Raw genomic sequence first — 12,091 nt, forward strand, 5'->3', positions numbered from 1 at the left:
ACCGGGCGCTGCCCGCGGACCTCGCCGAGCTCGCCCGCCGCCTGCCCGCCCTGCTGGACCGCCTCGACGAGCTGCCGCAGGTGCTGCCCCACGGGGACGCCAGCCCGCAGAACCTGCTGCAGCCCTCGGCCGAACCGCGCACGCTCGTGGCCGTCGACATCGCGTTCCAGGGCCCGGTCGCGGTCGGCTTCGACCTCGGTCAGCTGCTGGTGGGCGCGGTGCACGCCGGTGAGCTGCCCGCCGCCGCGCTTGCCCACCTGGACGCCCTGCTCGTGCCCGCCCACCTGCAGGGCCTGCGCGGCGCCGGCCTGCAGGTCGCCGAGGACGATGTCCGCACGGGGTACCGCGCCAGTCTGCTCGCCCGCTCCGGCTTCACCTCCCTGCCGCTGGAGCGTCTGCGTGAACCCCTCAGCGACGTGCTCGTCGAGCACCTCGCCGACCGCGTCGCCCTCACCCGCTGGATCGCCGACGCGGCCCTGGAGCTGTGAGTGGCTGCACGCAGGTGCGGGGTGGGTGCTGCGGGCCTGCTCGGCCGGTGCAGCACCACGGCACGTGCGTGACCTCGACCACGCTGACTGCTGCCGCCGCACCGCTGCAGCCGTGCAGCACGAGCACCGATCCGGTGGGAGCGCAGCGGCCCAGTGACGTCGTCCACGCTCGTCGAAGGCGGGGAGCTCGACAGGTCGCCGCCTCTCGCTCGCTCGGTCGCCTCCAGCCGAGTGTCCTCGTCGACGTCGGAGACGTCGGAGATCATCTCCGAGCGCAGCCAGCCGGGGGTGACGGCGACGGCCGTACCGCCGACGCGTTCCAGCTCGTGCCCTTGCACCGGGCGAGGCGGTTCACCGCGTGCTTGGTGACGTCCACGAACACCGTCTCGCGACGGCGGGGCATCGAAGGCCTTGTGTGGCACGGGCCGGGTGCTGCGCGGTGGCCGCCGCCCGCACCGAGGCTCCGGCACGCGCCGCCGGCACCAGGTGGCCACGGACGCCGTGGTGCTGCGCCACGCCGGGACGATCAACGACATGCTCCACCTGCTGCTCGACGGTCTCCGCCCAGCGCGGCATCGCCGCAGGTGCTGTCCTCACGGCCACCGACGGTGCCGTGCCCTGGGTCACCAGTCCCAGAGCGACACGTGCAGATCGGGTGATCGAGAGCTTTCCGGTCGGAGCACGGCCCGCGGCCCTTCCACGGCCAGGCCGCCTGGTGCACCGCCCCGGAGCCGTAGGTCTGGCACCAGTCGGCGAGGCACTGGCTCGCGGCCTGGGCGACCGAGCTGACGGGCGTCGAGCAGCGCGTCGATGACGGTGGAGCTGGCGCTGTGGCGGCAGGCGTGCCGGACCGTGCGCCTGATGCCGCAGAGCTGAGAGTGGGAGCCTGGTGCGGCCCACCCCACGGGGCGACACGCCGCTGTGGCGGCCTGAGCCGGCCCCACCCTGACGAGGGAGGACTGATGCGCGAGGAGCTGCTCGCCCACCTGCGAGCCGCGTTCGGCTGGCAGGAGGACGTCGCGGTGTCGCCCGGCCCGCGCGGCGCGCTCGGCCGGATCTGGCGGCTCGACGTCGGCGCGGCCAGCTACGCGCTGAAGGAGGGCTTCGCCGAGCCGCCGGCGCAGGAGCAGGTGGCAGCCGAGCTGGAACTCTCGCAGCGGGCGAGGGACGCCGGCGTCCGGCTGCCCGGGAGCCGCGCCGACCGCGACGGGCGGTACCTCCTCACCACAGCGGACGGCACCTGGCTGCGTTGCTACGACTGGCTGGATCTGCGGCCGGTCGACCTGGCGGCAGCAGGCACGCCTGCGCAGCTCGGCGTGCTGCTGGCGCGCCTGCACCGCAGCGCCCCGTCGGTCACCGCCGAGTGCGCCGGAGGGCCACCCGCTGCCTGGTACCACCGCGCGCCGTCGCCGAGCGCCTGGGCCGAGTGCGCCACGTCGGGCCGGCCGTGGGCTGCTGCGCTGACCGAGCGCCTGACCTCGGTGCCTGCGCTGGTCGCCGTCGTCGAGCCGGTCGACCCGGCCGAGCTCGTCCTGTGCCACCGCGACCTGCACCCGGAGAACGTGCTCGCCGACGGCACGGGTCGGCTGACCGTCGTCGACTGGGACGACGTCGGCCCGGCATCCCCGTCGCGTGAGGTCGCCGCCGCGCTGTTCGACTGGTACGCGGACGCCCGGACAGCGTCCCTGGACGCCATGGCGAGCATGTACGACGCCTACGTGCAGGAGGGCGGACCCGGCCGGGTGCGGCGACCGGCGGACTTCTCCATGCTGGTCGCGACCAGGTTGAACTTCCTGCGCCTGCAGCTGCGCATCGCAGCCGACGCCACCGCCGAGCGGCACCACCGCGACTGGGCGGAGCGGGAGATCGACGAGGCGCTCAGCATCCTGCCCTCACCCCGACAGCTGGACGACGTCCTCGCCTTGACCCGTCGACGCGACTCCGCCCGGTAGCACTCCGCCCGGTAGCACTCCGCCCGGTAGCACTCCGTCCGGTCGGCACGAGGGGCCGGTCGTGCAGTCGTCGTCCGCAGGCGGTGCAGACGCCGGTCCAGGTGGCGAGGAGCCGTCGCAGCGGGCGCAGGACGGCGCAGAGGCTCAGGGAGTCCGGGCTCGACCTGCGCCACCCAGGACGAGCCGCCGTCGGTGGAGGCGCCGCGGAACCCGGCGTCATCGCCGTGGCCGGCGTCGACGGCGCAGCGACTCCCTCTCCGGGCGCCACCTCGACGACGAGCAGCACGAGGCCGACGCTCCCACCGGACGCCGGCGAAGGCGCGAGACGGTGGCGCGCGCTCCGCGTGACGGGCCCGGGAGATCGGCGGTGTGCAAGCGCAGCACCTGCAGGACGGCGCCGATCGTCCCGGACGATCCGGTGTCGCGTCCTCGGCCTCGTTCGTGGGCGCCCGCGCCGTCGCTGTCGACCTCGCGGCTCAGCCGAAGGGTGAGCGCAGACCGTGGCGCTGCATCAGCTCGGGCACCCACGTGGTGTCGATGAACAAGCCGTAGCGGGCGGTCAGCTCCTGCATGTCGTCCGGGTCGGGAGCGCCGGACTCGACCAGGTCGGCCAGTTCGGCGAAGAAGCGCTCGAAGCCCGCGGGTGTGATCACTTCGATCATGCGGGCCTCCTCCGTCCCGGCGTTCCACATCGTGTGCAGCTCTCCGCGGGGCTTGACGATGTAGCCACCAACTTCCAGCACCACCTCGTCGTCCCCGGAGCGGAAGCCGATGGCGCCGGAGGTGACGATGGAGAACTCGTCCTCGCGGGTGTGCACGTGCGGAGGCACCAGCGCGCCGGGTGGGAACGGGTGCTCCACGTTGGCCACCTGACCACCCGTCTGCTCACCGCCCAGGCGGAAACCCACGCCGATGCTCCCGATCGAGCGGTCTGGTCCGTGCGGGCCGGGCGAGGCGGTCAGCGGCAGCACGCGCCCCAGCCGGGTCGCCTCCTCGAGAGATGCCGCCGACTCCAGTGGACTGCTCACGAGGTCCTCCCACCAACGGGGCCGCAGGGCGGAGACGCACTACCGGACGACGCTCTTGGTACTCGCGCGAGTGCTCCGCGTCAAGCACTCGCTCCTGCTGCGCCTGGCGCGCGAAGCTCGCCCTCGGGCACGCCGCCAGCGAGGTCTTGATCGACGTGCTGTTCCGGGCGCAGGCGCCGGAGTCGCTGCTCGACCCCAGCCGAGTGCTGGACCGCCCGGTTGCGCACCGGACGGCACTGCACCGTGCGGCTGGGCAGGTGAGTGGTCGCCGGCCTACGCCAGTCAGCGAGAACCGCTCCGCGTCGTCGAAGGCGTCTTCGGTGATCACTCTCGATCGCACCCGCGATCCAGTACGGGCTCAGCAGTCAGCGCAACACCCCGGCAAACGCCTCCACGTCCGCTCGGGTCAGCGTGCGGAAGCCTCGCGTGCGTGGCAGGTACTGCCGCAGCAGCTCGTTGGAGGGGGCATCTCCCACGCAGTGGGGGAGTCTCGTTGCTGCCGCGCTGCCACGGTGGCTTCGGGTCGCAGACGTACACATCGACACCGGTGGCGATCGTGAACTGCCGGTGCAGGCTCGTCTCGTTGCCCTGGTCCCGCGTCAGTGAGCGCGTCAGCGCCGCTGGCAGCAGGAAGCGGGTCGAGCGCTCCATCGGCGTGGCGGTCGCTCCCACACCTCGGCCGAAGACCAGATCGCCTTCCCAGTGCCCAGGAACCGCCCGGTCCTCCGCCTCCGCGGGACGCTGCCAGATGTGGGCCGTGCTGCACGTCATGTCCGGACGGGCGCCGCGCCCATCGGGCAGCCGCTTGCCTGCAGGCCGGCGCATCGCCCGCCCGGTGCGCAGGTGCTGGGTGAGCTCCTTGCGCAGCACCCCACGTGATCGCACCAACAGCGAGCAGTACCGATGAGCAACGGATCGTCTCGTGCGACACCTGCGTGTCCGCCTGATCGGGGAACTCCCGGCGCAGCCACTCGGCCTGAAGGTACCGCGCCCGAAGGTACCGCCCGCTCGCGGGGGACTGCTGCGGGGACCAATCCGGGCGCGGCGTGTCGCTGAGCGTGCCGGCGCAGCAGGAGATCTCCTCGCGTTCGGCCGTGCTCGGAGCACTCCTGCTGCGCCGGCACGCTCCGAGGCGGATGCCGCCGCAGCGCTTGAGCACGTCGAGCACGGTCGAGGGGTGCCGGCGCATCACGCGGGCCAGCACCTTCACCGCCGGCCCCCTCGCCAGCGGACCCGCACCTCGTCCACCTGCGTCAGCGCCGTCCGCTGGATCCACTGCACCATCACCCACTCCCTCCGTCGAGGATCGAGGAGGTGTTGCACTCACCGCTGGAGAGCACCGGCACGACCGCGAAGTCGCGGCCGGCTGGATCGCACGTGAGCAGCGCGGTGGTCGTGCGTCGGGTGTCGTTCACGGGTGCGGCGAGGCGGACCGGAGGCTGGTGAGCCAGGTCTGCCAGGTCGGCAGCAGCAGGGCGGTCAGCACTTGGTACCCCTCCGCGCCCGGGTGCGCGCCGTCGCCCTCGCGCACCTGCCGGCGCCACACCGGGTGGGCACGCAGTGCGGGCAGGACGCTGACGTAGGGCGTCTGGTGCTGGGCGCACACCCGCGCGAACGCAGTGTCCACGGCGGCGGTGCGCTCGTTCTGCTCCTCGTCGTGGATCGCGGGAGGTCCAGCCACGAGCACTGGCCAGCCGGTGCTGTGCGCCTGTTCCAGCAGGGCGTGCAGGTTGGCGAGGGAGGCGTCGGGGGCGGTGCGGGGTGCTCCGTCTTCCAGCGTGGTGTCGTTGACGCCGAAGGAGAAGACCACTGCGGCCCGGCAGCCGGCCGGTAGGCGTGGGGTGCACTCGGTGCGCCAGCGGGCCAGGACGTCGCTGCTGGTGTCGCGGCGGACCCCGAGGTTGTAGCTGGTGAGGGGGTGTCCGTCGGTGTGGCTGTCGGCGGCCAGGCGCCCGGCCCAGCCCAGGTGCTGGGCGTCGCCGGCGCCGGCGACGAAGGAGTCGCCGACGAAGCAGATGCGCACGTCGGGGGTCTGCGAGGTCATGGCCTCATCCCATCAGGCGATGCTCCGCGCCTGTCCGTGGAGATGGGGGTGCGGTGTCGTCGTCTCGGCGCGGGACCTCGCGAGGACCGCCGGGACCGTGAAGCTGCCGGTTCTCGACGCCCTGCTCGGAGAGCGGAATGACCGTGGAGTCGTAGCCCGTGCTGGGGCAGTGCGAACAAGCTTGCTCGATCAGCAGTGGGACGCAGTGGACTCAGGACAGGTGACGAGCCCTGCTGGCCTGGAGTTCACGCGCCGCTCCAGCCGCATCGAGCGCCGAGACGCTGACGCCTTGATCGCGGCTGGTGCGCCCCTGGTCCTCTACTGGTGCGGCGACCAGCAGCTGGACCACCTCGACGGCTGCGACGCGCTGGATCGGTGGCAGTCCGTAGGGCGCTGGGTCAGCCATGACGACCAGGCGATGCTGCTGCTGACCGGCCAGTGCTGAACCTCCATCGCGGGATGAGCGGCGGCGGTCGCGTGGGGACCGTGCACTTCGATGTCAGCATCGAACGAGCCAGGCCGGAGGGTCGTCTGTGGTGGCGGCGGTGGTCTGCGCCGTTCTACCTGGTCGACGGCTACGTGTGGGGCGATGCGGAGGTCACGTCGATGTTCGATCCCTCCGGTCGGTACGGGCCGGAGTACCGGGTGAGCTACCAAGCCCGGGGTGAGGATCTCGAACAACTGCTGGACGAGGCTGACCGGAGCGTCTTCACCTGGTTGGACGAGAAGTGGCAGCCGGAGTGGCTGGGTGATGACGAGATGGCGCGCTCTCGTGAGGAGTGCAGGGACGCTCGACGAGTGAGCCGAGCCCGACAGACCGCTCGCTCAGCGGCATGACCGTGAGGTGGCACCGACATCAGCTGCTTGCGTTCACCGCTGATTCGGGTGCCGGGGTGCCGGGGTGTTGTTCATGCGCGGGTGACCAGCCACTGCTCGGCCTGCTGCCGAGGTCGAGCGCCTCCCTCCAGCACGGCGCGGCACACCGCCCACCCCCCCGGGGTAGTCCGCCCTCCGGTGCCACTGCTCCTCGACGCGCAGCACGGCGGCCCGCTCACCGCGCTCGTCGGCGAGGTCGAAGCCCTCCACGCCCGGCAGGCGCAACTGCTCCAGCAGCGCCCAGCCGGCGCGTCGGCGCGCCGCGGCACGCTGCAGGAGCGCCCTGTCGTCCTGGCCACCCGTGTCGGCACCGCCGGCGTCAGCACCGTCGTCACCGCCGCGCCCGTCGGCGGCGCTGCACCGGTCCTGCCGATCGCCGGCCTCGCGCAGGACCAGCCGCATCAGCACGTTGGTGAACTCCTGCCCGCCGCGATGCACGCGCTGCTCGCGCACGCTCGTGAAACCCGCGCACTCGAAGAACCCTCGAGCGGTGAGGCTGGCGTCCACGGTCAGCTGCCGCACGCCGCGGGCGGTGGCCTCACGCAGCAGCACCGCCAGCAAGGCCGCACCGACCCCGCGGCGCCCGTGCTCGGGGTCGACGTAGAACATGCCGATGTGCCCTTGCGGGGCGAGGTCGGCGAACCCGGCGATGCTGCCGTCGTGGACGGCGACGCGGGTTTCGGCGGCAGCCCGGCGCCGCCCCCACTCCTGCACGTCGAGGTCTTCGGGAGCCCAGGCTGCTCGCTGAGCCGTGGAGTAGTCCGCGGCCGCGCTGACGTGCACGAGGTTGTCCAGCGACTTGCAGCCTGGTCGGGTCGGCGGTGCGAGACCGATCGGGGCGACGTCCACCGCCGACGGCGTCGTGGGCTTGACGGGTCTTGGTGATCACCGTCCGCGAGCACGGTCGAGCGAGCACGCGCTCCTGTGGGCGCTCTGACGTCGCCTCGTGGTGACGACCCACCACTTCCTGAGCAACGTCGACGGCGACGTCCACGAGCGGCCGGGTCGGCAGTGGTGCTCCGGTGTCCGGCTCCCGGCGATCTCGAGAACCGGCATGCCGGGCCGGCCCAGCACGGGGTGGGCGGTGATCCTGCGGGTATCGACGCTGGTGCGCCAGCGGCCTGAAGCCCGGGCCACCGGGACCTCAGTGGGTGGCCGGCTGCTCGCGCCGGCTGGGCACTGCCGTGGTCGCAGCCCTCGCAGGCGGGCACGGAGGTGGAGCCGTCCAGGGCCGGGTTGGCGCCGTCCGGTGCCCGGGCGACGTGCTCCCGCGCGCGGTCGCGCTCGCTCCACGCGGGCGCGCAGAGCTGCGGCTGCACCCGGTGCGGGTGGCGACGCCGGCACCTCGCTCGCCTGGTGGACCGGTTCCGCCCGACGGCACCACGGTGGAGGAGAGCCTCCCGCAGCGTTGCCCTACGCTGCTGGAGGCGCTTCACGCAGGTTGCCGGTCAGTTCAGGCAGGCGCACGTCCGCACCGTCGAGGGCAGGGAGAGGATCGCTGTGGTCCGCGCAGTCGCACCGAGCATCGAGTCCATCTACGGGGACGTCGTCCGCCGAAATCCAGGCGAGGAGGAGTTCCACCAGGCGGTGCGGGAGGTGCTGGACTCCCTGGCGCCGGTCCTGGCCCGCCACCCCGAGTACACCGAGATGAAGATGATCGAGCGGATCTGCGAGCCCGAGCGGCAGATCATCTTCCGCGTCCCGTGGACCGACGATCGCGGTGAGGTGCAGATCAACCGGGGTTTCCGGGTGGAGTTCAACTCCGCTCTGGGCCCGTACAAGGGTGGTCTGCGCTTCCACCCCTCGGTCTACCTGGGGATCGTGAAGTTCCTCGGCTTCGAGCAGGTGTTCAAGAACGCCTTGACGGGCATGCCGATCGGCGGCGGCAAGGGGGGCGCGGACTTCGATCCCAAGGGCCGCTCGGAGGGCGAGGTGATGCGCTTCTGCCAGTCCTTCATGACCGAGCTGTACCGGCACCTGGGCGAGCACACCGACGTGCCCGCCGGCGACATCGGCGTCGGGGGCCGCGAGATCGGCTACCTCTTCGGGCAGTACAAGCGCATCACCAACCGCTACGAGTCCGGCGTCCTCACCGGCAAGGGCCTGGCCTGGGGCGGGGCCAGGGTGCGCACCGAAGCCACCGGCTACGGCGCGACCTTCTTCGCCTCCGAGATGCTCGCCGCCCACGGCACGTCCCTGGAGGGACGCACCGTGGTCGTCTCCGGAGCGGGCAACGTCGCCTTGTACGCCGTGCAGAAGGCCACCCAGCTGGGGGCGCGGGTCATCGCCTGCTCCGACTCCGGCGGCTACGTCGTCGACGAGGGCGGTCTGGACCTGGAGGTCCTGCAGCACGTCAAGGAGGTGCAGCGGGGCCGGCTGAGCGAGTACGCCGACCGCGTGCCCTCGGCGCGTCACGTCGCCGGAGGTTCCGTGTGGGACGTGCCCTGCGCTGTCGCGATCCCCTCGGCGACCCAGAACGAGCTGGACGGTGACGCGGCGGCGCGGCTGGTGCGCAACGGCTGCATCGCCGTCTCCGAGGGAGCGAACATGCCCTCCACCCCCGAGGCGTTGGAAGTGTTCCGGGCGGCCGGCACGGCCTTCGGACCCGGCAAGGCCGCCAACGCCGGTGGAGTGGCCACCTCCGCGCTGGAGATGCAGCAGAACGCGTCCCGCGACAGCTGGACCTTCGAGCACACCGAGGCGCGGCTGCAGCAGATCATGCACGACGTCTACGCGCGCTGCTCCGAGGCCGCCGAGGAGTACGGCTCACCCGGCGACCTCGTGGTGGGGGCCAACGTGGCCGGCTTCCTCCGCGTCGCGGAGGCGATGCACGCGCACGGCCTGGTCTGATGCCCCCGGGCCGGCTCCTCCGGGTGCAGGGTGCGAGCAGCCTAGGCGCAGGGTGCGAGGAGCCCGGCGCGGCGAGCCGGTGATCACCGTCTGGTGGGGTGGAACGTCGATGTGGCCACCGGCTTGGTGCCGCGCAGCGGGTGCGCGCTCCGGAGGGGGCGTCGGGACACCGCAGCCCACTTGCCGTGCTGGGAAGCAGAGGTCGGCTTCCGCCATGGCACGCGGCGAGAAAGCCGCTTCCGACTCGACGCTGCTGATCGTCGTCGGGGCGGTCCTGGTGCCGATGGCTCTGCTGTGGGCGCTCGAGCGCTCCACGGGGGTCGATGGAGCGCTGCTCCGAGGGCCTGGGCACCTGGTACGCGCTCGTCTTCGCCCTGTTCGCCCCCGCGTTCGTGCTGCAGGCCTCCGCCGGGTGTCCTGGGCCCTGGCGGTCGCCGGGCTCGGCGCCGGCTGAGCATGATCGTGCTCGGAGGCCGCCACGACCGAGCATCGCCGGCACGCCGGTGAGCATGCCCAGGCGACGAGCTTGACCTCGAGTGCGCTGGAGCAGGTGGACTCAACGCATGCGCATCACCCACGTCCAGCTGCCCGTTCCCGACCCGGCGGCCAGCGCCGCCTTCTACGCCGACGTGCTCGGGGCGCCGGTGAGCGCGACCACGGGCTGCGGCACCGGCGGGCCGTGCGCGACGGCGGTGCGGCTGGGCTGGACCACGGTGGCGCTGGTGCGGGACCCGCGCGCCGATCCCTCGACGCAGCACCTGGCGATCACGGTGCCCGGCGACGGCGGTCGGCGGGCGCACGACTGGCTGCGCGAGCGGGTCCAGGTGCTGGCGCACGAGGGGAGCACCGTGCTGGAGGCCGCTGCTGGGTGGGATGCGCAGTCGGTGTACTTCCGCGCCCCGGACGGGACGGTGCTCGAGCTCATCGCCCGCCGGCGCCTGGCCGCTGACCTGGGGGAGGCGGCGTTCGGCCCGCAATCGCTGCTCGGGGTCGGCGAGGTGGGCTTGGCGGTGCCGGACGTGGCGGTGGCCGCGGCGCGGCTGGAGCGGGTCTTCGGCCTGCCGGTCTTCGGCGCCGCGCCGTCGGCCACCTTCGCTGCGGTGGGCGACGACGAGGGCCTGCTGGTGCTCGTGCGCCCTGGCCGGACGTGGTTCCCCACCCACGACGCCATCGCCCACCCGGTGCAGGTCCGCGTGCGCATCGAGGGCGTACCTGCAGGTTCGATCAGCGTCATCGGTGCGGGGACCGTGAGCGCGGGGACGCCGGCGGATCGCTCACGAGACACCAGCACCTTCACGAGCGTGGGCGCTGCACGGGCACGTGAGCGCGCATTCGACGCGGGATGACCGGACGGGGCTCTCATCAGGCCGCGGGTGGCCGCCACGGTTGCCGGAAGTGCGCGTCGCCGGGCGCCAGTCCGATCCGCACGCGGGTGCCGTCCTTGAGGACCACTGTCCACACCTGGGGCCACGGGTCGAGCCAGGCCAGTCCACGACCCCGCGGCTTGCGCGCGCCAGCGCAGGTCCCCGGTGTCGGTGATGACCGCCCCGGCGGAGGTGCCCCAGGCCCGGCTCGCGCCGTGCGGGGAGGAGCCCAGTGACCTGACGCTGGCCTCGAAGACGTTCTCGCCGTGGAGCCCGCGCTGGGCGCGACGGCGCAAGCGGGGGACGACGAGGCCGGTGACGGAGCCTCCTGCGATGGCGACGGTGATCCAGCTCCACTGCGACGTGCCGTTCCTGAGTGTGCTGACAGCGAATCGAGCACCTCAGGCTGCCAGGTCACCCGCCAGTGGCTGGCGCTGCGGCGCGAGATCGACCCACCTGGCTTCCTCGTCGGCGCGATCGCCGTCGCGCACCTCGCGGAGTGACCGCGCAGACGGCGGGATGACCGTGCATTCCCCTGCACGCGCCACGATGGTGGCCGGTCCGCGCAGGCGGGGTCGCCGGTCCCGGCTGCGAACACCGCTGGAACCGGGTGCGTGCAGGCGCGATCTCTTCGTGATGCGGCCGCCGCGGGTCCGGTCGCCAATCCCCGACGGTCGCAGCACCGCTGACGCGAGTCGGGGACAGCTCCTCCGCGTCGGGGTCCTGTTCGCTCAGGACGGCAGGGGTTCGCGGTGGCGGCTGCTGAGGCCGTCGAGGGAAATGGTCATCAACCGCCGCCACCGGTGCTGGCCGCCGGGGGTCTGCACCACCTGGCACAGCGAGGCGCTCAAGGAGAGCAGGTCCTCGGTGCTCACCCCGCGGCGCAGCAGACCGGCCCGCTCGCAGCGCTCACGCAGTGCGTCGATGAACGCCCGGCACTTCTGCACGCACGCCTCCGTCGGGCCGCCGGTCTGGACGTAGCTGTCCATCAGTGCGCGGTTGTGCGCCTGGGTGGTCAGCACCTGTTCGAAGAAGCCCGACAGCGCCTGCCAGGGGTCCTGCGTCGCCGCGGCACGTTCGTGGGCCTCGGTGAGCCAGGCGGTGAACTCCTGCTCCAGGCTCAGGCGGAGCAGGTCCTCCTTGGAGGGGAAGTGCCGGTAGAGGGTGCCCATGCCGACTCCACTGCGCCGGGCGATCTCGCGCACGTCCACCTCCGCGCCGTGTTCGGCGAAGACGGCCGTGGCGGCCGTGATGATCGCCGCCCGGTTGCGCTCGGCGTCGGCGCGTCGCCCACGGGTGGCGGTCGGTGCGCCGGCGGTCGGTGCGGCGGCGCGGGGTTCCCTCACTCCTTCAGGGTACGCCCGGCCCGACGAAGCGGAGCACCTGCTCCGGTCATGCTACGTTCAAGCGGAGCAGTTGCTCCGCTTGTCCTCCCTCCAGGACGGCGTACCGAAGGAACGGACGGAGAGCACCATGGCGACCCTGGGCA

At 72.7% G+C, this 12,091-nt stretch carries 10 protein-coding genes and 2 pseudogenes; 7 read left to right on the plus strand and 5 right to left on the minus strand.

Annotated features, from left to right (window positions below; genetic code table 11):
• A pseudogene (locus GTQ99_RS12380) lies at window positions 1-488 on the plus strand (phosphotransferase); the annotation flags it as partial.
• A gap of 962 nt (window positions 489-1,450) precedes the next feature.
• A complete protein-coding gene (locus tag GTQ99_RS12385; protein WP_166616041.1) occupies window positions 1,451-2,440 on the plus strand; it encodes a phosphotransferase enzyme family protein in 990 nt (329 codons plus the stop codon).
• A gap of 476 nt (window positions 2,441-2,916) precedes the next feature.
• On the opposite strand, the gene GTQ99_RS25130 is transcribed toward GTQ99_RS12385, so the two are convergent.
• The 3 genes and pseudogenes from GTQ99_RS25130 to GTQ99_RS12395 form a co-directional block, all read right to left on the minus strand.
• Window positions 2,917-3,420, minus strand: coding sequence for a cupin domain-containing protein (locus tag GTQ99_RS25130; protein ID WP_166616049.1), 504 nt, complete (start codon window positions 3,418-3,420; stop codon window positions 2,917-2,919).
• Between the two features lie 413 nt (window positions 3,421-3,833).
• Window positions 3,834-4,752, minus strand: a pseudogene (locus GTQ99_RS27545) (transposase).
• A gap of 127 nt (window positions 4,753-4,879) precedes the next feature.
• Window positions 4,880-5,512: a DUF459 domain-containing protein gene (locus GTQ99_RS12395; protein WP_166616042.1), complete on the minus strand. Its 633-nt coding sequence runs from the start codon at window positions 5,510-5,512 to the stop codon at window positions 4,880-4,882.
• 220 nt (window positions 5,513-5,732) lie between these two features.
• Here GTQ99_RS12395 and GTQ99_RS12400 point away from each other — a divergent pair, with 220 nt between their 5' ends.
• Window positions 5,733-5,957, plus strand: coding sequence for a hypothetical protein (locus GTQ99_RS12400; RefSeq protein WP_166616043.1), 225 nt, complete (start codon window positions 5,733-5,735; stop codon window positions 5,955-5,957).
• A 41-nt stretch (window positions 5,958-5,998) separates the two neighbouring features.
• Entirely contained in the window at window positions 5,999-6,349 is a 351-nt protein-coding gene (locus tag GTQ99_RS12405) for a hypothetical protein (protein ID WP_166616044.1), read from the plus strand.
• A 33-nt stretch (window positions 6,350-6,382) separates the two neighbouring features.
• Here the strand turns inward: GTQ99_RS12405 and GTQ99_RS12410 are convergent, their stop codons facing one another.
• On the minus strand, window positions 6,383-7,237 hold the full coding sequence (locus GTQ99_RS12410; RefSeq protein WP_166616045.1) for a GNAT family N-acetyltransferase: 855 nt from the start codon (window positions 7,235-7,237) through the stop codon (window positions 6,383-6,385).
• A 651-nt stretch (window positions 7,238-7,888) separates the two neighbouring features.
• On the opposite strand from GTQ99_RS12410, the gene gdhA reads away from it, so the two are divergent.
• The 3 genes from gdhA to GTQ99_RS12425 all read left to right on the plus strand — a co-directional run bounded on the left by gdhA (window position 7,889) and on the right by GTQ99_RS12425 (window position 11,105).
• Window positions 7,889-9,238, plus strand: a complete 1,350-nt coding sequence (gdhA, locus tag GTQ99_RS12415) for an NADP-specific glutamate dehydrogenase (RefSeq protein WP_338074950.1) — start codon at window positions 7,889-7,891, stop codon at window positions 9,236-9,238.
• A gap of 563 nt (window positions 9,239-9,801) precedes the next feature.
• Complete coding sequence (locus GTQ99_RS12420) at window positions 9,802-10,584, plus strand: VOC family protein (RefSeq protein ID WP_166616046.1); 783 nt, start codon at window positions 9,802-9,804, stop codon at window positions 10,582-10,584.
• A 284-nt stretch (window positions 10,585-10,868) separates the two neighbouring features.
• Entirely contained in the window at window positions 10,869-11,105 is a 237-nt protein-coding gene (locus GTQ99_RS12425; RefSeq protein WP_166616047.1) for a hypothetical protein, read from the plus strand.
• 228 nt (window positions 11,106-11,333) lie between these two features.
• Here GTQ99_RS12425 and GTQ99_RS12430 read toward each other — a convergent pair whose 3' ends face one another.
• Window positions 11,334-11,948 (minus strand): TetR family transcriptional regulator, encoded by a 615-nt coding sequence (locus tag GTQ99_RS12430; protein WP_166616048.1) that lies wholly within the window; start codon window positions 11,946-11,948, stop codon window positions 11,334-11,336.
• Between the last annotated feature and the right edge of the window lie 143 nt (window positions 11,949-12,091).

This window comes from Kineococcus vitellinus (assembly GCF_009906315.1).
Classification (GTDB): Bacteria; Actinomycetota; Actinomycetes; order Actinomycetales; family Kineococcaceae; genus Kineococcus; species Kineococcus vitellinus.

Coding starts and splice junctions, on each gene's coding strand:
- GTQ99_RS12385 (WP_166616041.1), top strand. CDS start 1,451: ATGCGCGAGGAGCTGCTCGCCCACCTGCGAGCCGCGTTCGGCTGGCAG.
- GTQ99_RS12395 (WP_166616042.1), bottom strand. CDS start 5,512: ATGACCTCGCAGACCCCCGACGTGCGCATCTGCTTCGTCGGCGACTCC.
- GTQ99_RS12420 (WP_166616046.1), top strand. CDS start 9,802: ATGCGCATCACCCACGTCCAGCTGCCCGTTCCCGACCCGGCGGCCAGC.